Annotated in this window: 25 protein-coding genes and 1 pseudogene; 15 read left to right on the top strand and 11 right to left on the bottom strand. The window is 69.0% G+C overall.

The window, feature by feature from the left end; translation table 11 throughout:
- A pseudogene (locus AC27VN_RS08600) lies at nucleotides 1-267 on the top strand (copper-transporting ATPase); the annotation flags it as partial.
- A gap of 7 nt (nucleotides 268-274) precedes the next feature.
- Here the strand turns inward: AC27VN_RS08600 and AC27VN_RS08595 are convergent.
- From AC27VN_RS08595 to AC27VN_RS08575, 5 genes are all read right to left on the bottom strand, one after another.
- On the bottom strand, nucleotides 275-757 hold the full coding sequence (locus tag AC27VN_RS08595) for a GNAT family N-acetyltransferase (RefSeq protein ID WP_296788401.1): 483 nt from the start codon (nucleotides 755-757) through the stop codon (nucleotides 275-277).
- A gap of 59 nt (nucleotides 758-816) precedes the next feature.
- A complete protein-coding gene (locus tag AC27VN_RS08590; protein WP_490876255.1) occupies nucleotides 817-1,953 on the bottom strand; it encodes a sterol desaturase family protein in 1,137 nt (378 codons plus the stop codon).
- Between the two features lie 47 nt (nucleotides 1,954-2,000).
- Nucleotides 2,001-3,320 (bottom strand): beta-ketoacyl-[acyl-carrier-protein] synthase family protein, encoded by a 1,320-nt coding sequence (locus AC27VN_RS08585; RefSeq protein ID WP_490876254.1) that lies wholly within the window; start codon nucleotides 3,318-3,320, stop codon nucleotides 2,001-2,003.
- On the bottom strand, nucleotides 3,317-3,610 hold the full coding sequence (locus AC27VN_RS08580) for a phosphopantetheine-binding protein (protein ID WP_490876253.1): 294 nt from the start codon (nucleotides 3,608-3,610) through the stop codon (nucleotides 3,317-3,319). The genes AC27VN_RS08585 and AC27VN_RS08580 overlap by 4 nt, the downstream gene beginning before the upstream one ends.
- Nucleotides 3,611-3,770: 160 nt before the next feature.
- On the bottom strand, nucleotides 3,771-4,643 hold the full coding sequence (locus tag AC27VN_RS08575) for an alpha/beta hydrolase (protein WP_490876252.1): 873 nt from the start codon (nucleotides 4,641-4,643) through the stop codon (nucleotides 3,771-3,773).
- Between the two features lie 137 nt (nucleotides 4,644-4,780).
- Between AC27VN_RS08575 and AC27VN_RS08570 the strand changes: the two genes are divergently transcribed.
- Nucleotides 4,781-5,470, top strand: coding sequence for a response regulator transcription factor (locus AC27VN_RS08570; RefSeq protein ID WP_093343640.1), 690 nt, complete (start codon nucleotides 4,781-4,783; stop codon nucleotides 5,468-5,470).
- A 49-nt stretch (nucleotides 5,471-5,519) separates the two neighbouring features.
- Entirely contained in the window at nucleotides 5,520-6,896 is a 1,377-nt protein-coding gene (locus tag AC27VN_RS08565) for a sensor histidine kinase (protein ID WP_490876257.1), read from the top strand.
- Here the strand turns inward: AC27VN_RS08565 and gloA2 are convergent.
- The 5 genes from gloA2 to gstA all read right to left on the bottom strand — a co-directional run bounded on the left by gloA2 (nucleotide 6,880) and on the right by gstA (nucleotide 10,249).
- Entirely contained in the window at nucleotides 6,880-7,302 is a 423-nt protein-coding gene (gloA2, locus tag AC27VN_RS08560; RefSeq protein WP_490876251.1) for an SMU1112c/YaeR family gloxylase I-like metalloprotein, read from the bottom strand. The genes AC27VN_RS08565 and gloA2 overlap by 17 nt on opposite strands.
- Nucleotides 7,299-7,772, bottom strand: coding sequence for a GNAT family N-acetyltransferase (locus AC27VN_RS08555; protein WP_490876250.1), 474 nt, complete (start codon nucleotides 7,770-7,772; stop codon nucleotides 7,299-7,301). Before AC27VN_RS08555 ends, gloA2 begins: the two co-directional genes overlap by 4 nt.
- Entirely contained in the window at nucleotides 7,769-8,254 is a 486-nt protein-coding gene (locus AC27VN_RS08550; protein WP_093343645.1) for a RidA family protein, read from the bottom strand. Before AC27VN_RS08550 ends, AC27VN_RS08555 begins: the two co-directional genes overlap by 4 nt.
- Before the next feature lie 45 nt (nucleotides 8,255-8,299).
- Nucleotides 8,300-9,403 carry an alkene reductase gene (locus tag AC27VN_RS08545; RefSeq protein ID WP_490876249.1) on the bottom strand — a complete coding sequence of 368 codons (1,104 nt, stop codon included), beginning with the start codon at nucleotides 9,401-9,403 and terminating at the stop codon, nucleotides 8,300-8,302.
- 237 nt (nucleotides 9,404-9,640) lie between these two features.
- The gene (gene gstA, locus AC27VN_RS08540; protein ID WP_093343648.1) at nucleotides 9,641-10,249 is read right to left on the bottom strand and encodes a glutathione transferase GstA; all 609 of its coding nucleotides are present in this window, start codon (nucleotides 10,247-10,249) and stop codon (nucleotides 9,641-9,643) included.
- 177 nt (nucleotides 10,250-10,426) lie between these two features.
- Between gstA and AC27VN_RS08535 the strand changes: the two genes are divergently transcribed.
- The 10 genes from AC27VN_RS08535 to AC27VN_RS08490 all read left to right on the top strand — a co-directional run bounded on the left by AC27VN_RS08535 (nucleotide 10,427) and on the right by AC27VN_RS08490 (nucleotide 18,686).
- Entirely contained in the window at nucleotides 10,427-10,612 is a 186-nt protein-coding gene (locus AC27VN_RS08535; RefSeq protein WP_057591813.1) for a DUF1328 domain-containing protein, read from the top strand.
- Entirely contained in the window at nucleotides 10,612-10,761 is a 150-nt protein-coding gene (locus tag AC27VN_RS08530; protein WP_177239341.1) for a hypothetical protein, read from the top strand. Before AC27VN_RS08535 ends, AC27VN_RS08530 begins: the two co-directional genes overlap by 1 nt.
- Before the next feature lie 28 nt (nucleotides 10,762-10,789).
- Nucleotides 10,790-11,674 carry a transglutaminase-like domain-containing protein gene (locus AC27VN_RS08525; RefSeq protein WP_490876248.1) on the top strand — a complete coding sequence of 295 codons (885 nt, stop codon included), beginning with the start codon at nucleotides 10,790-10,792 and terminating at the stop codon, nucleotides 11,672-11,674.
- A 170-nt stretch (nucleotides 11,675-11,844) separates the two neighbouring features.
- Nucleotides 11,845-13,797: a tRNA uridine-5-carboxymethylaminomethyl(34) synthesis enzyme MnmG gene (gene mnmG / locus AC27VN_RS08520; protein ID WP_057591811.1), complete on the top strand. Its 1,953-nt coding sequence runs from the start codon at nucleotides 11,845-11,847 to the stop codon at nucleotides 13,795-13,797.
- A complete protein-coding gene (gene rsmG, locus AC27VN_RS08515; RefSeq protein WP_490876247.1) occupies nucleotides 13,794-14,432 on the top strand; it encodes a 16S rRNA (guanine(527)-N(7))-methyltransferase RsmG in 639 nt (212 codons plus the stop codon). Before mnmG ends, rsmG begins: the two co-directional genes overlap by 4 nt.
- A 147-nt stretch (nucleotides 14,433-14,579) precedes the next feature.
- Nucleotides 14,580-15,194: a LysE family transporter gene (locus AC27VN_RS08510; RefSeq protein ID WP_490876246.1), complete on the top strand. Its 615-nt coding sequence runs from the start codon at nucleotides 14,580-14,582 to the stop codon at nucleotides 15,192-15,194.
- Between the two features lie 9 nt (nucleotides 15,195-15,203).
- The gene (locus AC27VN_RS08505; RefSeq protein ID WP_490876245.1) at nucleotides 15,204-16,121 is read left to right on the top strand and encodes a ParA family protein; all 918 of its coding nucleotides are present in this window, start codon (nucleotides 15,204-15,206) and stop codon (nucleotides 16,119-16,121) included.
- Between the two features lie 42 nt (nucleotides 16,122-16,163).
- Complete coding sequence (locus AC27VN_RS08500) at nucleotides 16,164-16,712, top strand: RBBP9/YdeN family alpha/beta hydrolase (RefSeq protein ID WP_490876244.1); 549 nt, start codon at nucleotides 16,164-16,166, stop codon at nucleotides 16,710-16,712.
- Nucleotides 16,712-17,674, top strand: a complete 963-nt coding sequence (locus AC27VN_RS08495) for a ParB/RepB/Spo0J family partition protein (RefSeq protein ID WP_490876243.1) — start codon at nucleotides 16,712-16,714, stop codon at nucleotides 17,672-17,674. The genes AC27VN_RS08500 and AC27VN_RS08495 overlap by 1 nt, the downstream gene beginning before the upstream one ends.
- 106 nt (nucleotides 17,675-17,780) lie before the next feature.
- On the top strand, nucleotides 17,781-18,686 hold the full coding sequence (locus tag AC27VN_RS08490) for a CsgG/HfaB family protein (RefSeq protein WP_093343661.1): 906 nt from the start codon (nucleotides 17,781-17,783) through the stop codon (nucleotides 18,684-18,686).
- A gap of 92 nt (nucleotides 18,687-18,778) precedes the next feature.
- Here AC27VN_RS08490 and AC27VN_RS08485 read toward each other — a convergent pair whose 3' ends face one another.
- Nucleotides 18,779-20,203, bottom strand: coding sequence for an FAD-binding oxidoreductase (locus AC27VN_RS08485; RefSeq protein WP_093343662.1), 1,425 nt, complete (start codon nucleotides 20,201-20,203; stop codon nucleotides 18,779-18,781).
- Between the two features lie 212 nt (nucleotides 20,204-20,415).
- Between AC27VN_RS08485 and AC27VN_RS08480 the strand changes: the two genes are divergently transcribed.
- Entirely contained in the window at nucleotides 20,416-20,925 is a 510-nt protein-coding gene (locus tag AC27VN_RS08480) for a DinB family protein (protein WP_490876256.1), read from the top strand.
- A gap of 12 nt (nucleotides 20,926-20,937) precedes the next feature.
- A complete protein-coding gene (locus AC27VN_RS08475; protein ID WP_208513809.1) occupies nucleotides 20,938-21,519 on the top strand; it encodes a cob(I)yrinic acid a,c-diamide adenosyltransferase in 582 nt (193 codons plus the stop codon).
- Nucleotides 21,520-21,591 lie beyond the last annotated feature (72 nt).

The raw sequence follows: 21,591 nt of genomic DNA, 5'->3' as shown, positions 1-21,591 counted from the left end.
GGCGGCACCGACGTGGCGATGGAGGCCGCGGGCATCACGCTGATGCGCGGCGATCTCGCGCTGGTGGCGCAGGCGCTCGACCTCTCGGGACGCACCGTGGCGAAGATCCGGCAGAACCTGTTCTGGGCCTTCGCCTACAACGTGGCGGGGATTCCGTTGGCGGCCTTCGGACTGCTGAGCCCGGTGGTGGCCGGGGCGGCGATGGCGCTGTCGAGCGTGAGCGTGATGGCCAATGCCTTGCTGCTGCGGCGCTGGAAGGGTTCCTGAATTCGGCTCAATCGAGCAGCAGCGCCATCAGGTGATCGTCGATGTAGTCGGCTTCACCGGCGCGCTTGTAGAACTTGCGCAGCGTGCCCTCGCGCACGAAGCCCAGCTTCTCGTAGAAGCGCAGCGCGGGCGCGTTGTCGCTCTCGGCATAGAGTTCGATGCGCTTGACGCCGGCCGCGCGCAATTGCTCGATGGCATCGCTCACCATGGCCAGCGCCACGCCGCGGCCGTGGAAGGCCGGGTCCACCGCGAGCGTGCCGAGGCAGGCGACATGCGCCACGCGGCCTGGATAGCGCGTGGCGCGGTAGAAGCCGGCCATGCGGCCCTCGACCTCCCAGATGTGGAAGCAGCCGCTGCGCACCAGTTCCTCGTGGATCGGCCGGAAGTCCGCGAGCGGCATCGGGTCGTAGCCGAGGAAGCGCACCACCTTCTCGTGCATGTAGAGGGCATGGACGGCAGCGAGGTCGCGGGAAGTGGCAAGTCGGCGCACGGTGGCTCCATGTTCGAGATCGGTCAGGGGCCCGCAGGATAGCAATCCCGCGCGGCCGCTCAACCCGCCGCGAACACGAGGGCGCCGGCCAGCGCCAGCAGCAGCACCTGCGCGGGCCAGGCCCAGCGCAATCGCAGCCGCGCATCGAGCACCGCGCCCACGGCCCAGAAACCCGCGATCGTCAGCGCCAGCAGTTCGAGCCCGGTGCGAAAAGCCATGTCGTCCGCGCGCCAGAGAAAGGCCAGCGTCATGCCGACCCAGCCCGCGAAATGCAGCGAGGCCGCGATCGCGCGTGCGCGGCCGACCGGTGGATCGTCGAGGGCGGCGGCGGCCTCGAGCGAGAAGTCGGGTTCGGGAAAGCGCGCCGCCACGTCGGCCGGCCGCCAGCCCGGCGATCGCCAGAACACGCCGAGCTTGTCGCGCCAGCGCCGCGTGTGCCAGGCATCGCGCGCGAGCGGCGCATAGGGGCCGAGCACGGCGCGCAGCGGATCGAAGCCCGCGAGCGGCTTGCGCGTGCCGTAGACGCAGCGCTCGCTCTCCTCGGCGAAGGTGCCGAACAGGCGATCCCACACCACCAGCATGCCGCCGTAGTTGCGGTCGAGGTAGCCGTCGTTGACGGCATGGTGCACGCGATGGTTCGAGGGCGAGGAGAACACGCGGTCGAACCAGCCGAGCTTGCCGATGTGCTCGGTGTGGATCCAGAACTGGTAGACCAGCACGATCAGCCCCGCGAGGCCGAACTGCTCGGGCGGCACGCCCACCACGGCCATCGGCAGGTAGAAGGCCCAGCCGAGGAAGGCGACCATGCTCTCCTGTCGCAGCGCGGTCGAGAAATTGAAGCGCCGGCTCTGGTGGTGCACCGCATGCGCGGCCCAGAACAGCGCCGACTCGTGGCCCGCGCGATGCAGCCAGTAGTCGCAGAAGTCGAACAGCAGCACCGCGGCGATCCAGCCGAATGCGCTGTCCCAGAAGCCCGCGTCGGTGCAGAGCGCGACATGCGGATAGACCAGCGCGTAGAGGCCGATCTGGAACAGCTGCGTGCAGACCGCGAGCGCTTGGCTCAGCAGGCCCTGGCTCAGGCTCGCGACCGTGTCGGCGAAGCGGTAGGTGTTGCGCTGCTTGAGCCAGCCCCAGGCGAATTCGCAGGCCATCAACAGCACGAACACCGGCACGACGAGAACCACCAGCCGATGCACTGCCTGCCTTGAGCCTTCCTGCGCGCGAAAAAAACTTCAGCGAAGTTTCAGCGCGATGGTGCGTCGATGCGTCCCGCGACCAGCACGGCATTGGTGCCGCCGAAGGCGAAGGAGTTCGACATCGCCCAGCGCATTCCGGGCACGGCGCGTGCCTCGCCGCGCACGAAGGCCAGGTCGAAGGCCGCGTCGGGCTCGCGCAGGTTGGCGATCGGCGGCACGGCCTCGTGCGCCAGTGCGCGCAAGGTCGCGATCAGTTCGATCGCACCGCCACCGCCGAGCACATGGCCGTGGATCGCCTTGGTGGCGCACACCGGCATCGCGCTGCCGAACAGCTCGCGCACCGAGGCGGCCTCGGCGGCATCGCCGGCCATGGTCGCGGTGCCGTGGGCATTCACATGGCCGATCTGGGCGGCATCGAGGCCCGCGTCGCGCAGTGCCGCGCGCATCGCGCGCACCTGGCCCGCGCTGTCGGGATTGGTGATGTGCGTGCCGTCGCAGTTGGTGGCGTAGCCGGCCAGCACGTAGGACGCGCCGTCGCCCGTGTCGCCCGTGTCGCCCGTGTCGCCCGTGTCGCCCGAACGCGCATGCGCTTCCGACTCGAGCACCAGTGCGGCAGCGCCTTCGCCGAGCGCGAAGCCCGCGCGGTCGCCCGAGAAGGGACGGCAGGCGGTCTCGGGCGCGCCGGCCGGCGGCGCGGCCATCACGCGCATCGCCTGCCAGCTCGCCATCACGCCGGGCGTGAGCATGGCGTCGTGGCCGCCGACGATGGCGACGTCGATCCAGCCGCCGCGGATGGCGCGCATGGCTTCACCGATCGCCACCGCCGACGAGGCGCAGGCGCAGGCATAGGCGATCGCCGCGCCGTGCGCGCCGAAGTGCAGCGCGAGCTCGGCCACCGCCGCATTGGGCATCACGGTGAGCACGGTCGTCGGCCGCATGCGGCGCTGCTCGCCATAGAGCGCCTGCGTGGTGGTGTCGAAGCTGCCCGCGCCCGCGAGGCCGCTGCCCCAGAAGATGCCGAGCCGCTCGGGATCGACGCTGTCGCGCACCAGTCCGGCCTGCGCCGCGGCATCCTGCGCGGCCGCGAGTGCCATCGCGGTACCGCGATCGAGCGGCAGGCGCGAGGTGCTGCGCACGCCGTTCGAGTCGAAGTCGCAGGCGGCCACCGCGATCTCGACGCTGTCCATGCCGGGGATCGCGAGCGTGTGCGAACGCACGGCCGAGCGGCCATGGAACAGCGCATCGTCGAAGGCCTCGAGCGTGCGGCCGATCGGCGTGACGAAGCCGATGCCGCTGACGCGTACCGGCGGCGCCGCGATGCGCTGCGCCGAGGCCGCGATCACCGCGTGTTCGACACCGCTGCTCATGCGTGCGCCGCCTCAGGCGCGTTCGCGGTGTTCGCCGTCGCGGCGGCGCTCTCCGTATCGATCACTTCGCACAGGCGCTGCAGCGTGATGCCCGCTTCGCGCGGATCGAGACGGTCCTCGGGAATGCGCAGGTGGAAGGCGTCCTCGACCGCGAAGACGAACTCCATCAGCGCGAGCGAGTCGAGGCCCAGGTCGGTGAGCGCGGTCTGCGGTGCGACCAGGTTCGCTTCGACGTGGAAGTCGTTCTCGAGGATGCGCGCGATGCTGTTGAAGGTGGGCGAAGTGGACATGGGGCTTGTTCCTTTCAGGCGAAGCGTGATGCACGATCGTCGTGCGGAAGTGCCATCGGTCGGCGCTGCGAATGCAGGGAAGACGCGCGTCGCCGCGTCACCTTGCGTGGTTCATTGTGGAGTGGGATCGATGGCATCGCGGTGGCGAACGCATTCCTTTTCAGGAAGCCTTCAGAGAGGAAATCGGGGCATCGGCGCCCGTGCCATGCGCGACCTCGTCGGCGAACGCGACGGTCTCGCGCACCACCTGCTGGCGGTCGTTGTCGATGGTGATCATGTGGTAGCTGTTGCTCACCACGACGCTGCGGAACGAGCGGCAGCGCAGGCCGCGCGCGAGGATCTCGAGGTTGGCCACGCTGGCCACCTCGTCCTGCTGCGCATGCAGCGCGAGCACGCGGTCGCATTGCACGCGATGCAGGTTGGCGCGCACGTGGCGGATCAGCCGATGGTGTTCGCGCAGGTGGCTCACGCCGATCACCGAGCTGCCGGCGCGCGAGATCTTGCGGTGCCGCAGCTCGCGCTCGATCCAGGCGCGCACGCGTTCGTTCTTCACGCCGTAGGGCGGGCGTTCGCGGTACTGCCAGAAGCGGCCCAGCGGCGTGTAGTAGGCCAGCGGCAGCAGCATCTGCGTGCGCGGGATGGCCCAGCCGTCGAAGCGCAGCGTGGTCGACATCAGCACCAGCGCATCGACCGCGTCGCCGCAGCGGATGGCGGCGCCGAGCGCGAGCGAGGAGCCGGCCGAGATGCCCACGAGCAGCACGCGCTCGTGCGTCTCGCGCAGGGTCGTGACCTGGGCCTCGATGCTGTCGAGCCACTGCTGGAAGGGCGCGGCCTGCTGCATCGGCGCGTTGGCGTCGAAGGAGTAGCCGGGGATCGACATCGGGTGCACCGCGTAGCCGCCGTCGCGCAGCGCGGACTGCACGGTCAGCAGTTCGTCAGGTGTGCTGCACAAACCATGCAGCAGCACGACCGCGGTGCGTTGCACGGCGGGGTGCACGAAGCTCAGCAGGCTGGAAGGTTCGCGTGCGCTCATGACGATGCGGCCCCGATGAAAAGGAACCGTGCGGCGATGGGCTGTCGTATGCTCATGCCGTGTTTATCGCGTGTCGTACTGACCGCCTGCTGACCCTCCCGCGAGCAAGAATAGGCACCTCAACCCACTCGAAAATCATGCGAATCCTGCTAGTCGAAGACGATGCCGTGCTGCGCGACGTGATGCTTCGCAGCCTCGCGGACGCCGGTCACCGCGTCGATGTTTCCACCAACGTCGAGGACGCCGACCACCTCTGGCGCGTGCAGCCCTTCGATGCGGTGCTGCTCGATCTGAACCTGCCCGCCACCGCGAGCGCGACCAGCGGTCTCGCGAGCGGACTCACCGCGCTGCGACAGGCGCGTGCGCGCGGCGACCGCACGCCGGTGCTCGTGCTGACCGCGCGCGGCCGCACCGAGGAGCGCATCGCGGGCCTCGATGCCGGTGCCGACGACTACCTCGGCAAGCCCTTCGACCTGGCCGAGGTCGAGGCGCGCTTGCGCGCGCTGGTGCGGCGCGCGAAGGGCACCGAAGACATCGTGCTGCTGGGCCAGCTGAAGCTCGACCGCAAGGCACGGCGCTTCTCCACCGCGAGCGGTCCGCTCGACCTGCCGGCGCGCGAGTTCGAGGTGCTGTGGGAACTCATGAGCCCGCCGGGCCGCACGGTGAGCAAGCGTGCGCTGTCCGACAAGCTCTCGAGCTTCGACGAATCGCTGGGCGACAACGCGCTCGAGGCCTTCATCTCGCGGCTGCGCAAGAAGCTGGTCGGTTCGGGTGCGAGCATCCGCACGCTGCGCGGCATCGGCTACCTGCTCGAAGCCGAAGTCTGAGCGCGCCGCGACCGTGAGCGAAAGCGAGAGCGAAGCAGCGCACGCGCGCATCGCGCCCAGGCCGCCGCGCGCGGTGTCCACGCTCACGCGGCGCGTGCTCCGCAACGTGCTGGTGCCGCTCGCGCTGAGCTGGATGGTGGGCGCGGTGATCGCGCTGGTCATCGCCAACTACTTCTCCGAACAGGCCTTCGATCGCGGCATGCTCGACGACGCCTATGCGCTGTCGGCCAACGTGCAGGCGGGCGAGCGCGGCATCGAGCTGCTGCTCACGCCACGCGAGGTGGCGACGGTGCTGTTCGACCAGATCGACAAGGTGAATTTCTCGGTGCAGCGGCTCGACGGCACCTTGATCTCGGGTGCGGACGACCTGCAGGCGCCGCTGCCCGTGGGCGGCGCGCGCTATCGCTTCTCCGACGTCATCTACCAGGGCAAGCCGATGCGCGCGGTGGTGCTCGAGCACGATGCCGAGCCCGGTGTCGCGATGCCCTATCGCGTGGTGATCGCGCAGACCACGCTGAGCCGCACGGCGCTCGTGCGGCAGCTGCTGGGCTATGCGCTGGCGCCGCAGGTGCTGTTGCTGATGTTGCTCGCCGTATGGCTCTGGCATGGGATCCGCAGCGATCTGCGGCCGCTCGGCGACCTGCAGCAGGCGCTCGATCGGCGCGACGTGCGCGACCTCTCGCCGGTGACGGTGGTGCAGACTTCGCGCGAGCTGCAGCGGCTCGGCGAAGCGGTCAATGCGCTGTTCGAGCGGCTGGGCCACAGCGTGCGCGGACAGCGCGAATTCGTGGGCAACGTGGCGCACGAGTTGCGCACGCCGCTCGCGGGCATCCGTGCGCTGGCCGACTACGGTCTCGCGCAGCAGAAGCCCTCGGTGTGGCGCGAGCAGCTCGAGCAGGTGGCCAAGAGCCAGGAGCGCGCGAGCCACCTGATCGACCAGCTGCTCGCGCTCGCGCTGGCCGACGAGGCCAGCACCAGCCTCGAGACCGCACCCGTGCGGCTCGATGCGCTGGCCGAGCAGACGGTCCTGCGGCACCTCGCGCGCGCCGATGCGCGTGGCGTGGACCTGGGTGCACGCGGCCTCGACGACAGCGTGACGGTGCAGGCCAACGAGGCGCTGGTCGAAGGCATCCTCGACAACCTGATCGACAACGCGTTGCGTTATGGCGGGCGCACCATCACTGTCGAGGTCAGTGGCGAAGTGCTCAGCGTGATCGACGACGGGCCCGGCATTCCGCTCGATGCGCAGCGGCTGTTGATGCAGCGTTGGGCGCAGGGGCCCGCGGGGCAGAAGCTGGGGCAGGGCTCGGGGCTGGGCCTGTCGATCGTGGCGCGCTATGCCGAGCTGCTGGGCGCTGAACTGCGGCTCGAGGCGGCCGAGCCGACGGGCTTGAAGGTCAGCGTGGATTTCACGCGCAAGGGCTAGGAGTCTGCGCGGCCTCGTAGAGCTCGAGCGGCAGTCCGTCGGGATCAGCGAAGAAGGTGAAGCGCCGGCCCGTGTATTCATCGACGCGGATCGGTTCGACGGCAATGCCCTGCGCCTCGAGCGCCTCGGCCGCGGCGCGCACGTCGGGCACCTCGAAAGCCAGGTGGCGCAGCCCGCGCGCCTCGGGGCGCGAGATGCGCGGCGGCGGATCGGGAAAGGAGAACAACTCGATCTGCGAGCCGTCGGGCAGCGCGAGATCGAGCTTGTACGAGTTGCGCTCGGCACGCAGGTGCTCGGCGACGATGCGCAGGCCCAGCACCTCGCTGTAGAAGCGCTTCGACACCGCGTAGTCGGAGCAGATGATCGCGGCATGGTGGATGCGCGCAAGCTTGGGCGTGGCGTTCATCGCAAGGCCTTGCGCAGGAAGACGCGCGTGCGGTTCTCGAGCAGCAGGCGCCGGTATTCGACATAGCCGATGCGTTCGTAGAGCGCGCGGTTCTCGCTCATCTTCTCGTTGGTGAACAGGTAGATCGAATCGAAGCCCTGGCGCAGCGCCTCGCGCTCGGCGAGCTCGAGCAGGGCGCGGCCCGCGCCGCTGCCCTGGTGCCTCGGTTGCACCGCGATCACGTCGACCAGGAAGCCTTCGTCGGTGATGTCGAGCACGAGCGCGGCCGCGATCTCCGTGGCATCCACGACATCGGCGGCGACCCACACCTGTTGCAACTCGATGGCGCTTGCGTAGTCCTTGCTCATCGGCAGCGGCACGATCGGCAGGCGCGGCAGGTAGACGCTGAAGGCGGCGATCGCGCAGTCGCGGATCGCAGCTGCATCGGCCGCTTCGGCGCGGCGCAGGGTCCAGCGCGGCGCTTCGCTCATTCGGCGATCTCCACCTCGGCCTCGATCTCCACCGGGATGTTGAACGGCAGCTCGGCCATGCCGACCGCGCTGCGCGCATGCGCGCCGACCTCGGGCCCGAAGAGCTCGAGCACGAGGTCGGAGAAGCCGTTGATGACGGATGGCTGGCGGTCGAAGCCCGGGGCCGAGGCGACCATGCCGAACACGCGCGTCCAGGCCGTGATGCGGTCGAGGTCGCCGAGCGCGCGCTGCAGGCTGCCGAGCATCGCGAGCGCGGTGAGGCGCGCAGCCGCGTAGCCCTGTTCCACGTCGAGCTCGCGCCCGAGCTTGCCCAGCGGCGCGGCGATGCTGCCGTCGGCATTCAGCGGGCCATGGCCCGAGACGAAGGCGCGCCGTCCGACGATGCGCACGAAGCGAAAGGGCAGCACCACGCCCGGTGGCGGCTGGACGGCGGGCGGAAGGACGAGGCCGCGCGCGGCCAGCTGGTTCTCGATCTGCGACATGGCGCAACGGTACCCGAAAGCACCGCGCGCCGGTCGCCCGCGGGCTCAGGCCAGCGCGGGGTAGTCGGTGTAGCCCTTGGCGCCGCCGCCGTAGAGGGTGGCCTTGTCGAGCTCGTTGAGCGGCGCGTGCTCGCGCAGGCGGCGCACCAGGTCGGGGTTCGAGATGAAGGGCTTGCCGAAGGCCACGAGGTCGTCGCCTTCCTTCACGGCTTCCTCGGCGAGCGGGCGGTCGTAGCCGTTGTTGACCATCCAGGCGGCCTTGCCGCCGGCGTCGCGGTAGGCGGCCTTGAGCGCCTCGTAGTCGAAGGGCCGGTCGGCGATCTCGCGCGGGCCGCCGGTGGCGCCTTCGATGATGTGGACGTAGGCCAGGTCGAGCTTGGCCAGCTCCTTCACCACGTAGGCGAACAGTGGCTGCGGGTTGCTGTCGTGCATGTCGTTGGCCGGCGTGACCGGCGACAGGCGGATGCCGGTGCGGCGCGCGCCCACGGCGTCGGCCACGGCGCGCGTGATCTCGAGCAGGAAGCGCGCGCGGTTCTCGATGCTGCCGCCGTAGTCGTCGCTGCGCTGGTTGCTGCCGTCCTTGAGGAACTGGTCGAGCAGGTAGCCGTTGGCGCCGTGGATCTCGACGCCGTCGAAGCCCGCGGTCTCGACCGCGTTGCGCGCGGCGGTGGCGAAGCCGTGGACGATGCCGGGGATTTCGCCGGCGTCGAGCGCGCGCGGTTCGGAGGTCTCGGTGAAGGTCGGCACGCCGTCATGGATCAGCACGGTCTTGGTCTTGGCGGTGATGGCCGAGGGCGCGACCGGCTGGCCGTTGTCGGGCTGCAGGCTGGTGTGCGAGACGCGGCCCACGTGCCACAGCTGCACCACGATCTTGCCGCCCTCGGCATGCACGGCGTCGGTCACCTTCTTCCAGCCGTCGAGCTGCTCGGTGCCGTAGAGGCCGGGCACGTCGGCGTAGCCCTGGCCCTGCTGGCTGATGGCGGTGGCCTCGGTGATCAGCAGGCCGGCGCTTGCGCGCTGCGCGTAGTAGGTGGGCGCGAGCGCGGTCGGGATGGCGTTGGGCGAGCGGTTGCGCGTGAGCGGCGCCATCACGATGCGGTTGGCGAGCTTCAGGTCGCCGGCTTGGACGGGGTCGAAAAGGGTGGACATGGCCGAGGCTCTTTGGGAAGTGGAATGGAAAAAGAAGGTGTGAACAGCGAACGCAAGCGCAAGGGTAGGGGCGGGGCCTCAACCCTGCTGCCACGGGGTTGTAGTCTTGGTGCTAGGCGATGCAGCGGTGCAAATGCAATCGGGTGGCATTGCACGGGCGGCCCGCCAAAAGCAAACGGCCGGCGAGGTGCCGGCCGTTGATGGCGAAGCGCGATGGCGCGCTCCGGTGGTGCTTGATTACTTCAACAGGCCTTCGGCCTTCATCGCTTCCTGTACGGCGGGACGCTCGCTCACGCGCGCGCGCCAGGCCTGGATGTTCGCGAAGCCCGCGAGGTCGACGCCGGTGGGCTTGGCCCAGTTGGTCACGGTGAACAGGTAGCCGTCGGCCACGCTGAACTGGTCGCCCATCAGGTACTGCTTGTTCGCGAGTTCGCCGTCGAGCCAGGTGAAGCGCGAAGTGAGCTTGTCGCGGCTGATGGTCTTCGCTTCCTCGGGCATGGCCGGGTTGAACAGCGGGCTGAAGCCCTTGTGGATCTCGGTGCCGATGAAGGTCAGCCACTCCTGCAGGCGGTAGCGCTGCAGGGTGCCGGCGGCGGGCGCGAGGTTCTTGGTGGGCACGAGGTCGGCGATGTATTGCAGGATCGCGGGGCCTTCGCGCAGGCGCGTGCCGTCGTCGAGTTCGAGCATCGGCACGTAACCCAGCGGGTTGATGCCGTAGTAGTCGGTGCCGTCCTGCAGCTTGTGGCTCTTGGTACTGGCGAGCACGGGTTCGAAGGCGAGGCCGGCTTCGTGCATCGCGATGTGCGGCGAGAGCGAGCAGGCGCCCGGCGAGTAGTACAGCTTCATGCGAAAAACTCCAATCGATCGTTGAAATGGTTCTTTGGAACGCACCGGATGCTAGCGGGTTTGGGCGGCGCGGGTTTGTCCTACGGGTGCTTGGGCTCGGTGACTATCGGGGCGTAGCGCACCCTTTTTTATTCTTCGGGCACCGAGGGCTGCGACCCGCGGCAAAGGAGTCACTCGATGTTGAAGTACGCCATCATCTTTGCGGTCATCTCCCTGGTGGCCGGCCTGCTGGGTTTCGGCGGCATCGCGGCGGGCGCCGCGGGCATTGCCAAGGTGCTGTTCGGCCTGTTCCTCATTCTGGCCGTGATCTTCATCGTGCTCGCCGCGCTGGGCGTGGGCGCGGTGAAGAAGGCGCTCGACTGATGCACCGGCACCGGTCGGTGCGCTGGCCGCGCACGCGCTCGCTGCGCCTGCTGCTGCAGAGCCCCGCGCATTGCGTCCTGCGGGTGCTGCTGGTGACGCAGACGCACTGGCAGTTGCCCGAGCACCGTTCGCGCCGAAGGCGCGCCTGAGCCAAGCGAAGAAGGGAAGGGGAGCCACATGCACATCTCGCACATCGAGGCGCAGCTGGACTACGAAGTCGGCGCGCCGGCCCATCTGCTGCTGAACATCGAGGCGGCCCGCGCGGGCGCGCAGGCGGTGATCCGCGAGTCCCTCACGATCGAGCCGGCGGCCGAGGTGCAGGTGTTCTGCGACGAGGCCAGCGGCAACCGCTTCCTGCGCTTCGACGTGGCGCCGGGGCCGCTGAAGATCGCCTACACCGCGACCGTGCAGCGCACCCAGGTCGACGTGCCGCACGACCTGCCCGAAGTGCCCGTCAACGAAGTGCCCGACGAGGTGCTGCACTACATGATGCCGACGCGCTATTGCGAGTCGGACCTGATGGCGCGCTGCGCCTTCCAGCTCTTCGGCGACCTGCCGCCCGGCATCGGCCGCGTGCAGGCGATCGTGGACTGGATCCACGACAGCATCACCTACGAGTCGGGCAGCACCGACTCGACCACCACGGCGCGCGAGGTCTTCGTGCAGCGCGCCGGCGTGTGCCGCGACTTCGCGCACCTGGGCATCACCTTCTGCCGCGCGCTCAACATCCCGGCGCGGCTGGTCGTGGGCTACGTGGCCTTCGAGGAACCGCCGCAGGATTTCCATGCCGTGTTCGAGGCCTGGCTCGGCGGGCGCTGGGTGCTGTTCGACGCCACGCGCATGGCGCCGGTCGACCGCCTCGTGCGCGTGGGCACCGGGCGCGATGCGAAGGACGTGGCCTTCTGCACCATCTTCGGCAGCGTGAGCATGCGCGACAAGCAGATCGTGGTGACCGAGCTGCAGGACCAGAGCGTGGCACCGCCCGTGGAACCGCCGGCCAGCGGCGCGCTCGTGGGCATCGAGAAGCCGGTGCCGGTGGTGGAGCTGGCGACGTCAGCTTGATCTTGAATAGTTTGCTATAAAAAATATAGCAAACTATCGAGTCTTTTAGGGGTCTGGCAGACTTTTAGAGTCCCATGACCAGCTTGCCCCCACAGTGGGCGCGAGCAGGGTGGGCCGATTAAAATCATGGCCCTCCTTTGCGCCGCGCACGCGTCAGTGCGCCCCCTCTCATGCTTTATCCCGAAGAATTCGACGTGATCGTCGTCGGTGGCGGCCATGCCGGCACCGAAGCCGCGCTCGCTGCCGCCCGCATGGGCGCGAAGACGCTGCTGCTGTCCCACAACATCGAGACGCTGGGCCAGATGAGCTGCAACCCCTCGATCGGCGGCATCGGCAAGGGCCACCTGGTGAAGGAGGTCGACGCGCTCGGCGGCGCGATGGCGATCGCCACCGACGAGGCCGGCATCCAGTTCCGCATCCTCAACTCGAGCAAGGGCCCGGCCGTGCGCGCCACGCGTGCACAGGCCGACCGCGTGCTCTACAAGGCGGCGATCCGCCGCCGGCTCGAGAATCAGCCGAACCTGAGCCTGTTCCAGCAGGCGGTCGACGACCTGATGGTCGAGGGCGATCGTGTGGTGGGCGCGGTCACCCAGGTCGGCATCGCCTTCCGAGCGCGCACCGTGGTGTTGACCGCGGGCACCTTCCTCGACGGCCGCATCCACGTCGGCCTCGACAACTACCAGGCCGGCCGCGCGGGCGACCCGCCGGCCGTGAGCCTGTCGGCGCGCCTCAAGGAGCTCAAGCTGCCGCAGGGCCGGCTCAAGACCGGCACGCCGCCGCGGCTCGACGGCCGCAGCATCGACTTCTCGAAGTGCACCGAGCAGCCCGGCGACGGCATGCCCGGTGGGGCAGGGCCGATGCCGGTGTTCAGCTTCCTCGGCAAGGTCGAAATGCATCCGCAACAGATGCCGTGCTGGATCACGCACACCAATGCGCGCACGCACGAGATCATCCGCTCGGGCTTCGACCGCAGCCCGATGTTCACCGGCAAGATCGACGGCGTCGGTCCGCGCTATTGCCCGAGCGTCGAGGACAAGATCAACCGCTTCGCTGACAAGGACAGCCACCAGATCTTCCTCGAGCCCGAGGGCCTGACCACCAACGAGTACTACCCGAACGGCATCTCGACCAGCCTGCCTTTCGACATCCAGTACCAGCTGGTGCGCTCGATGCCCGGGCTGGAGAACGCGCATATCCTGCGTCCCGGCTACGCGATCGAGTACGACTACTTCGATCCGCGCGAACTCAAGAGCAGCTTCGAATCCCGCGCGATCCAGGGGCTGTTCTTCGCCGGGCAGATCAACGGCACCACGGGCTACGAAGAGGCGGCGGCCCAGGGCCTGTTCGCCGGCATCAACGCCGCGCTCCAATGCCGGGGCGAAGACGCCTGGCTGCCGCGTCGCGACGAAGCCTACCTCGGCGTGCTGGTCGACGACCTGATCACCAAGGGCGTGACCGAGCCCTACCGCATGTTCACGAGCCGCGCCGAGTTCCGGCTGCAGCTGCGCGAGGACAACGCCGACATGCGCCTGACCGAAGCAGGGCGCAAGCTGGGCCTGGTCGACGACGTGCGCTGGGATGCTTTCAGCCGCAAGCGCGACGCTGTTTCACGTGAAACAGAGCGGCTCAAGTCGATCTGGGTGAACCCGCGCAACCTGCCGGCGACCGAGTCGGTGCGGGTGCTCGGCAAGGCGATCGAGCACGAATACAACCTCGCCGACCTGCTGCGCCGGCCCGATGTGAACTACCAGACCCTGATGTCGCTGGACGGCGGCAAGTACGGTGCCGAGGCCCCACTCAGCGAGACCGAGATCGAGCAGATCGAAATCTCGGCCAAATATTCGGGCTACATCGAGCGCCAGAACGACGAAGTGGAGCGCGCCGCCCACTTCGAGAGCCTCAAGATGCCGGCCGATTTCGACTATGGCCAGGTCAAGGCCCTGAGTTTCGAGGTGCGCCAGAAGCTCGCGAAGCACAAGCCCGAGACCTTGGGCCTGGCCTCGCGCATCTCGGGCGTGACGCCGGCGGCCATCTCGCTGCTGCTGATCCACCTGCGCAAGGGCGGCCACAAGGCCTTTTCCGCGACCAAGGAAGCAGCCACCGAGCCGCAGTCCGCCGAATGACGGCGACGATCGAACGGCTGCGCGCGGGCGCGGAGACGCTGGGCGTGGCCTTGTCCGAGCGCCAGACCGAGCAGCTCACGGCCTATGGCGCGCTGATGCGCAAGTGGAACAAGGTCTACAACCTCACGGCGCTGCGCGACCCCGACAGCGTGCTGACCCACCACCTGCTCGACAGCCTCGCCGTGATTCCGCCGCTGCAGCGCGAGTGGGCAGGGCAGGGCAAGCTGCTGGACGTGGGATCGGGGGCAGGATTGCCCGGCGTGGTCATCGCGATCCTGCGGCCCGACCTCGACGTCACCTGCCTCGATGCGGTCGCGAAGAAGATGGCTTTCGTGCAGCAGGTGGCCGGCGAGCTGGTGCTGCCGAACCTGCGCGGGCTGCACGCCCGGGTCGAAAAGCTCGAAGGCCGCTTCGACCTGATCAGCTCGCGCGCTTTCGCGTCACTGCCCGATTTCTTCTGGGGCTCCTCGCACCTGCTGGCCGAGGGCGGCAAGTGGCTCGCGATGAAGGGCAAGAATCCGGTCGATGAACTCGCCGGACTGCCCGCTGAAGTCGCAGTGTTTCACGTGGAACAACTGACGGTGCCCGGCCTCGACGCCGAGCGTTGCATCGTCTGGGCGCGAAAACAGGCCTGATCCGTGCCCGGCAAGACGGCGCCGCTCGTCGTCTTGCCAAAAGAAACGCGCGGGCCGCGCAAAACCGGCCGTTCGGCCAATCGCCGCGCCACCTGCCTCGCTTAGACTCGACGGCTCCCCTTTCCCTCTTTCCACGAGGCAATTCCCATGTTCGGCATCGCTGACTACGGCGCGTTCGTCGTCGCCATCATCCTGTTCCTCCTGATTCCCGGCCCGGGCAACCTGGCGCTGATCACGTCGACCAGCAAAGGCGGAATTCGCGGCGGCCTGGCGGCGACCCTGGGTGTGATTGCCGGCGACCAGGTGCTGATGTGGGCCGCGGTGGCGGGCGTGTCGGCCGTGCTGGCCACCTATCCGACCGCCTTCAAGGCGGTGCAGTGGCTCGGCGCTGGCTACCTGGCCTGGCTGGGCTTCAAGATGCTGCGCGCCAAGCCCGGGGCCGCACCCATCCTCAACATCCGCCCGCGCCACTTCATGCGGCAGGCGCTGATGATCACCTTGCTGAACCCCAAGGCGATCGTGTTCTACATGGCCTTCTTCCCGCTGTTCGTCGACCCGGCCCGCCACCAGGGCGTGGTCACCTTCGGTGCGATGGCGGTCACGATTGCGGCGCTGACCTTCCTCTACGGCCTGACCTCCACTCTGCTGACCCACTTCCTGGCCGAGCGCATCCGCGCCAATCCGCGGATCTCGGCCACGCTTGAGAAGCTGGCCGGTGTCTTCCTGATCGCCTTCGGCGTCAAGCTCGCCGCCTCGAACTGATCCTCCTCCATGGCCAAGATTTTCTGCATCGCCAACCAGAAGGGCGGCGTCGGCAAGACCACCACCACCGTCAACCTCGCCGCCGGCCTGGCCAAGGTGGGCCAGCGCGTGCTGATGATCGACCTCGACCCGCAGGGCAATGCCACCATGGGTTCGGGCATCGACAAACGCCAGCTCGAGACCACGGTGTACGACGTGCTGCTCGAGTCGGCTTCGGTGGCCGAGGCGCGGGTCAAGGCCGACAAGCTGGCGGAGGGCGGCTACGCCTACGACGTGCTGGGCGCCAACCGCGAGCTGGCTGGTGCCGAGGTCGAGATGGTCGCGCTCGACCGCCGCGAGAAACGCCTGCGCACCGCGCTGGCCGCGGTCGGTGCCGAGTACGACTTCGTGCTGATCGACTGCCCGCCGAGCCTGAGCCTGCTGACGCTCAACGGCCTGTGCGCGGCGCATGGCGTGATCGTGCCGATGCAGTGCGAGTACTTCGCGCTCGAAGGCCTGACCGACCTGGTCAACACCATCAAGCAGGTGCACGCCAACCTCAACAAGAACCTGCAGATCATCGGCCTGCTGCGCGTGATGTTCGATCCGCGCATCACGCTGCAGCAGCAGGTCAGCGAGCAGCTCAAGGCGCACTTCGGCGACAAGGTGTTCGACACCGTGATCCCGCGCAACGTGCGGCTGGCCGAGGCGCCGAGCTATGGACTGCCGGGCGTGGTCTTCGATCCGGCCGCGCGCGGCAGCCAGGCCTTCATCGCCTTCGCCGAAGAGCTGATCGCCAAGATGCCGCCCGCGAGCGCCTTCGCTTCGGGCGCGGTGGCGCCCAGCACGCCGCCGGCACCGGGCCGCACCTCGCCCGACCTGCCGATTCCCGAAGACGTGCTGGCGCCGGCGGGCGAGCCTAAGTCCAGCAGCGAAAACAACGTCTGACCCCTATCCAGTCTCTATAGTTAGCTATAAAAATAATAGCAAATGAGTGTTGAACCCCGCGTCCTCCTGCTGCCTGGCTGGCAGAACAGCGGCCCCGGCCACTGGCAGACCCTCTGGGAAGAAAAGCACCACGACCACCGCGTGGAACAGCATGAATGGATGCGGCCGCTGCGCGGCGACTGGTCGGCGCGGCTCGAGGAGGAAGTGCTGGCTTCGCCTGGCGAGGTGGTCTTCGCCGCCCACAGCCTGGGCTGCATCCTGGTGGCGGCCTGGGCCGCTCATTCGCGCAACACCGCGCGGGTACGCGGCGCGCTGCTGGTCGCGCCCGGCGACCTCGAGCGCGAGGACGTGCGCCAGATGATCCCGGGCTGGGCGCCGATCGTGCGCCAGCCGCTGCCTTTTCCTGCCGTGCTGATCGCGGCCAACGACGACCCGTATTGCGAGGCCGCCCGCTCGCGCCAGATGGCGAGCGACTGGGGCGCGCGCTTCGTCGACGCGGGCGCGCGCGGCCACCTGAACGCCGAATCCGGCCTGGGCGACTGGCCCGAGGGCCGGCAACTCCTGAACGACGTGTCGAAAGAAAAGAACTGATGGCGACCAAGAAACCCAAGGGCCTGGGCCGCGGCCTCGAAGCGCTGCTCGGCCCGACGGCCGCCCCTTCCAGCGACAACGCCGGCGACGGCAGCTCCGGCGAGAACGGCGCGCCGCAGAACCCCAACAGCCTGCGGCTCGACCAGATGGTGGCCGGCGTCTACCAGCCGCGCACCCGCATGGACGAGGGCGCGCTCTACGAGCTGGCCGAGAGCATCAAGGCGCAGGGGATCATGCAGCCGATCCTGGTGCGCCGGCTCGACGAAGCCTCGGCCGCGGCCAAGAACGCCGAGTTCGAAATCATCGCGGGCGAACGCCGCTTCCGCGCCGCCAGGCTGGCCGGCCTCGAGAGCGTGCCGGTGCTGGTGCGCGACGTGCCCAACGAGGCCGCCGCGGCGATGTCGCTGATCGAGAACATCCAGCGCGAGGACCTGAACCCGCTCGAAGAGGCCCAGGGCCTGCAGCGCCTGGTCAGCGAGTTCGGCCTCACGCACGAGGCGGCCGCCCAGGCCGTGGGCCGCTCGCGCAGCGCCGCCAGCAACCTGCTGCGCCTGCTCAACCTGGCCGAGCCCGCGCAGGCGATGCTGATGGCCGGCGACATCGACATGGGCCACGCACGCGCGCTGCTGTCGCTGGACCGCGGCACCCAGATCACGGCGGCGAACCAGATCGCCGCCAAGAAGATGTCGGTGCGCGAGGCCGAGGCGCTGGTGAAGAAGCTCGCGGCCGAATTCAGCCTCACGGCCACGCCGCGGCGCAGCGGCCAGACCGGCGAGAAATCGCGCGACCTCGAACGGGTCGAGGAAGAACTGGCCGACCTGCTGACCGCCGAGGTCGAGGTGCGGATCAAGAAGCGCAACAAGCGCGGCGGCAAGATCGAGGAGAGCGGCGAGCTCGCGATCCACTTCGGCTCGATCGATGCGCTCAACGGACTGATCGAGCGGATCCGCCGAACGGCCTAAGCCGCTTCGCGGCGTCCTCCGACGTCCGCTTGATTGTTCCAGTCATCCATTGCGCGTATCCTCGCCGCAGCTTTTTTCCACCCGATCTCGCCAGAGGGAGCTCTCCATGAAGTTCATCACCACCCGTTTCCCGTTCGCGGCCGTGGCCGTGGGCGCGCTGCTGCTTACGGGCTGCGCCACCACCGACATGCAGATGGGCAGCCAGTCGGCCAAGACCATGGCCACCGGCAGCGCCGCCGGCGGCGCCACCTCGGGCGAGAGCAGCCAGCTCGAGCGCTGCGAATCGCCGCTGGGCACCGTCTCGCTGATCGAGAACGTCAACGCGGGCTGGTACACCATCCTCACGGGCGAATACCGCCTGCCGCCTACTGCAAACCTGTTGCGTTTGCTGGTGCAGCAGTCGAACTGCTTCGTGGTGGTCGAGCGCGGCGCGGCCGGCATGAACGCGATGACGCGCGAACGCGCACTGCAGCAGTCGGGCGAGATGCGCGGCGGCAGCAACTTCGGTCGCGGCCAGATGGTGGCGTCGGACTACGGCCTGTCGCCCGAGATCGTGTTCAGCAACAGCGATGCGGGCGGCCTCGGCGGCTCGCTCGGCGGCCTGGTGGGCGGCAACCGCGGCCGCGCGCTGGCCGCGATCGGCGGCAGCATGCAGACCAAGGAAGCCTCGGCGCTGCTGACGCTGATCGACAACCGCTCGGGCGTGCAGGTCGCGGCCTCCGAAGGCAGCGCCTCCAAGACCGACTTCGGTGCCTTCGGCTCCATCGTCGGCCGCAGCGCCGGCGGCGGCCTCGGCGGCTACACCAACACCGCGCAGGGCAAGGTGATCGCGGCGGCCTTCATGGACGCCTTCAACCAGATGGTCCGTTCGCTGCGCAACTACAAGGCGCAGACGGTGCGCGGCCAGGGCCTCGGTGGCGGTGGCCGCCTCGGCGTGGATGGCGGCGCGGCACCGTCGCAGACCTACGTGCCGGCCGAGCAGCCGCAGCAGCCGGCGCGCCGCCGCAAGTAATCGAGCGCGGGGCCTTCGGGGCCCGCCCAGCAAAAAACCCGGGGCTCCTCGCGAAGCCGCCGGGTTTTTTTCGCCCGATGCGCAGCGTGCGCTCAGAGCTGGAAGATCTTGCCCGGGTTCATGATGTTCTTCGGATCGAGCGCGCGCTTGATCGTGCGCATCATGTCGATCGCGCCGGCACCGGCCTCGGTCACCAGGAAGTCCATCTTGTGCAGGCCCACGCCGTGCTCGCCGGTGCAGGTGCCCTCGAGCGCGAGCGCGCGGCTCACCAGCGCGTGGTTGAGTGCCTCGGCCTTCACGCGCTCCTCGGGCACGTTGGGATCGAGCAGGTAGCCGAAGTGGAAGTTGCCGTCGCCCACGTGGCCGACCAGGAAGTAGGGGATGCCGCTGGCATCGGCCTCGGCCACCGAGTCGAGCAGGCAGTCGGCCAGGCGCGAGATCGGCACGCAGGTGTCGGTCGAGATCACGCGGCAGCCCGGGCGCGACTGCACCGCGGCGAAGTAGCTGTTGTGCCGCGCGGTCCACAGGCGCGTGCGTTCTTCCGGCGTGCTGGCCCATTCGAAGGCATTGCCGCCGTGGCCGCTCGCGAGTTCCTGCACCGTCTCGGCCTGCTCCTTCACGCCCGCGGGCGAGCCGTGGAACTCCATCAGCAGCATCGGTTCCTCGCGCAGGTTCAGCTTGGCGTAGGCATTCACCATGCGCACCGTGTTCACGTCGATCAGCTCCACGCGCGCGATCGGCACGCCGAGCTGGATGGTCTCGATGGTGGTGCGCACGGCCGCCTCGATGCTCGGGAACGAGCAGATCGCGGCCGACACCGCCTCGGGCAGCGGATAGATGCGCAGCGTGATCTCGGTGACCACGCCCAGCGTGCCTTCGCTGCCCACCATCAGGCGCGTGAGGTCGTAGCCGGCCGAGGACTTCTTGGCGCGCGTGCCGGTGCGGATCGTGTCGCCGGCGGCCGTCACCACCTCGAGCGCCAGCACGTTCTCGCGCATCGTGCCGTAGCGCACCGCGTTCGTGCCGCTGGCGCGCGTGGCCGTCATGCCGCCGATCGAGGCGTCGGCGCCCGGGTCGATCGGGAAGAACAGGCCGGTGCTCTTGATCTCCTCGTTGAGCTGCTTGCGCGTGACGCCCGGTTGCACCGTGACCGTGAGGTCGTCGGCATTGACCGACAGCACGCGGTTCATGCGCGACACGTCGATGCTGATGCCGCCCTGCACCGCGAGCAGGTGGCCTTCGAGCGAGGAGCCCACGCCGAAGGGGATGACGGGCACGCTGTACTCGCTCGCGAGCTTCACGGCATCGGCCACGTCCTGCGTGCTCTCGGCGAACACCACGGCCGAGGGCGGCGGCGCATCGAACGAGGACTCGTCGCGCCCGTGCTGCGTGCGCACCGCGAGCGCCGTGGAACAGCGTTCGCCGAAGCGTGCCTTGAGCGCATCGATCAGCACTGCCGGCACCTCGCGCAGATGAAGCTCCGGCAGCAGATGCGAGGTCGAGGTCGGGGCGTTCATCGGAGGTCTCCTGGCTGTGGAAGAGGGGGAAAAGAGGGGCGGGGGCGAACGGACCATTCTACGAAGCGGGGCGCGAATCGGCATCGGGCCGATCCCCGTACGGCAGTCGGCCGAGGGGGTTAAGCGGCTGAGCCTCGAACGCCGATGCCGCAAAATCCTCCTCCCGCTTTTCTCTGCGGCCCGCGATGCACGGGCCGCGTGTCGCGATGACCATCGATCCCACGACCCTGCAGGCACTGGCCGCCTTTCCGGCCCAGCTCGAAGCCCACTACGCCGCGATCCCCGCCGCTTCGCGCGACTTCGCGCCGGCCTCGTGGGAGGGCGTGCCGAGCGAGCCCTTCACGCCGCTGCAGCAGGTCTGCCATGTGCGCGACATCGAGGTCGAGGGCTACCACCTGCGCTTTCGCCGCACGCTCGACGAAGAGGGCCCGGTGCTGGCCTCGATCGACAGCGAGGCCGTGAACGCGCAGCGCCCCTACGGCGCGGCCGATGCCGAGCGCGCGCTGGTCGAGTTCCGCGCCGCGCGCGCCCACACGCTGGCGCTGCTGGGCACGCTCGATGCCGCGCAGTTCGCGCGCACCGCGGTGTTCGAAGGCTATGGTCCGCTCACGCTGCGCAGCCTGGTGCACTATCTGTGCAGCCACGACCAGCAGCACCTCGCGGGCCTGCAATGGCTGCGCGGCAAGATCGAGGCGCAGACCGCCTCCACCCCCTCGGCATAGGAACGACACACCATGGGCAACCGACTCTCGCAGATCGCCACGCGCACCGGCGACGACGGCACCACCGGCCTCGGCGACAACACGCGCGTGCCCAAGGACCACCTGCGCGTGCACGCCATGGGCGACGTCGACGAGCTCAACTCGCACATCGGCCTGCTGCTGTGCGAGCCGCTGCCCGAGGCAGTGCGCGAGCTGCTGGTGGACGTGCAGCACCAGCTGTTCAACCTCGGCGGCGAGCTCTCGATGCCCGGCTATGCGCTGCTCAAGCCCGAGGCCCTGCTGCAGCTCGACAACGCGCTGGCCGACCACAACGCCACGCTGCCGCGGCTGGCCGAATTCATCCTGCCGGCCGGCACCCGCGGTGCGGCGCAGGCCCATGTGTGCCGCACCATCGCGCGCCGCGCGGAACGGGCCGTGGTCGCGCTCGGCGCCACGGCCACGCTCAACGACACGCTGCGCCAGTACCTCAACCGCCTGAGCGACCTGCTGTTCGTGCTCGCGCGCGTGCTCAACCGCGTCGATGGCGGCGACGACGTCTACTGGAAGAGCGAGCGCATGGCGCGCGCCGCGGCCGCGGGCGACGAGCCCGCGTGACGATGAACCCGACGTTTCGAGGAGATCCCCGATGACCCTTCGTCCTCACTTCCGCTTTGTGGCCGCCGCGTC

The organism is Variovorax sp. 20P10.2.4 (assembly GCF_058244205.1).
This window is presented reverse-complemented; position numbering and strand designations above follow the sequence as displayed.

Excerpts from the sequence above, each read along its gene's own strand:
- AC27VN_RS08580 (WP_490876253.1), bottom strand. The coding sequence starts at position 3,610 with ATGTCCACTTCGCCCACCTTCAACAGCATCGCGCGCATCCTCGAGAAC.
- AC27VN_RS08505 (WP_490876245.1), top strand. The coding sequence starts at position 15,204 with ATGGCCAAGATTTTCTGCATCGCCAACCAGAAGGGCGGCGTCGGCAAG.
- AC27VN_RS08500 (WP_490876244.1), top strand. The coding sequence starts at position 16,164 with ATGAGTGTTGAACCCCGCGTCCTCCTGCTGCCTGGCTGGCAGAACAGC.
- gloA2 (WP_490876251.1), bottom strand. The coding sequence starts at position 7,302 with ATGAACGCCACGCCCAAGCTTGCGCGCATCCACCATGCCGCGATCATC.
- AC27VN_RS08475 (WP_208513809.1), top strand. The coding sequence starts at position 20,938 with ATGGGCAACCGACTCTCGCAGATCGCCACGCGCACCGGCGACGACGGC.
- AC27VN_RS08545 (WP_490876249.1), bottom strand. The coding sequence starts at position 9,403 with ATGTCCACCCTTTTCGACCCCGTCCAAGCCGGCGACCTGAAGCTCGCC.
- AC27VN_RS08585 (WP_490876254.1), bottom strand. The coding sequence starts at position 3,320 with ATGAGCAGCGGTGTCGAACACGCGGTGATCGCGGCCTCGGCGCAGCGC.
- AC27VN_RS08510 (WP_490876246.1), top strand. The coding sequence starts at position 14,580 with ATGTTCGGCATCGCTGACTACGGCGCGTTCGTCGTCGCCATCATCCTG.
- AC27VN_RS08490 (WP_093343661.1), top strand. The coding sequence starts at position 17,781 with ATGAAGTTCATCACCACCCGTTTCCCGTTCGCGGCCGTGGCCGTGGGC.
- AC27VN_RS08485 (WP_093343662.1), bottom strand. The coding sequence starts at position 20,203 with ATGAACGCCCCGACCTCGACCTCGCATCTGCTGCCGGAGCTTCATCTG.
- AC27VN_RS08495 (WP_490876243.1), top strand. The coding sequence starts at position 16,712 with ATGGCGACCAAGAAACCCAAGGGCCTGGGCCGCGGCCTCGAAGCGCTG.
- AC27VN_RS08550 (WP_093343645.1), bottom strand. The coding sequence starts at position 8,254 with ATGTCGCAGATCGAGAACCAGCTGGCCGCGCGCGGCCTCGTCCTTCCG.
- AC27VN_RS08525 (WP_490876248.1), top strand. The coding sequence starts at position 10,790 with ATGCACATCTCGCACATCGAGGCGCAGCTGGACTACGAAGTCGGCGCG.
- rsmG (WP_490876247.1), top strand. The coding sequence starts at position 13,794 with ATGACGGCGACGATCGAACGGCTGCGCGCGGGCGCGGAGACGCTGGGC.
- AC27VN_RS08530 (WP_177239341.1), top strand. The coding sequence starts at position 10,612 with ATGCACCGGCACCGGTCGGTGCGCTGGCCGCGCACGCGCTCGCTGCGC.
- AC27VN_RS08575 (WP_490876252.1), bottom strand. The coding sequence starts at position 4,643 with ATGAGCGCACGCGAACCTTCCAGCCTGCTGAGCTTCGTGCACCCCGCC.
- AC27VN_RS08555 (WP_490876250.1), bottom strand. The coding sequence starts at position 7,772 with ATGAGCGAAGCGCCGCGCTGGACCCTGCGCCGCGCCGAAGCGGCCGAT.
- AC27VN_RS08570 (WP_093343640.1), top strand. The coding sequence starts at position 4,781 with ATGCGAATCCTGCTAGTCGAAGACGATGCCGTGCTGCGCGACGTGATG.
- AC27VN_RS08535 (WP_057591813.1), top strand. The coding sequence starts at position 10,427 with ATGTTGAAGTACGCCATCATCTTTGCGGTCATCTCCCTGGTGGCCGGC.
- gstA (WP_093343648.1), bottom strand. The coding sequence starts at position 10,249 with ATGAAGCTGTACTACTCGCCGGGCGCCTGCTCGCTCTCGCCGCACATC.
- mnmG (WP_057591811.1), top strand. The coding sequence starts at position 11,845 with ATGCTTTATCCCGAAGAATTCGACGTGATCGTCGTCGGTGGCGGCCAT.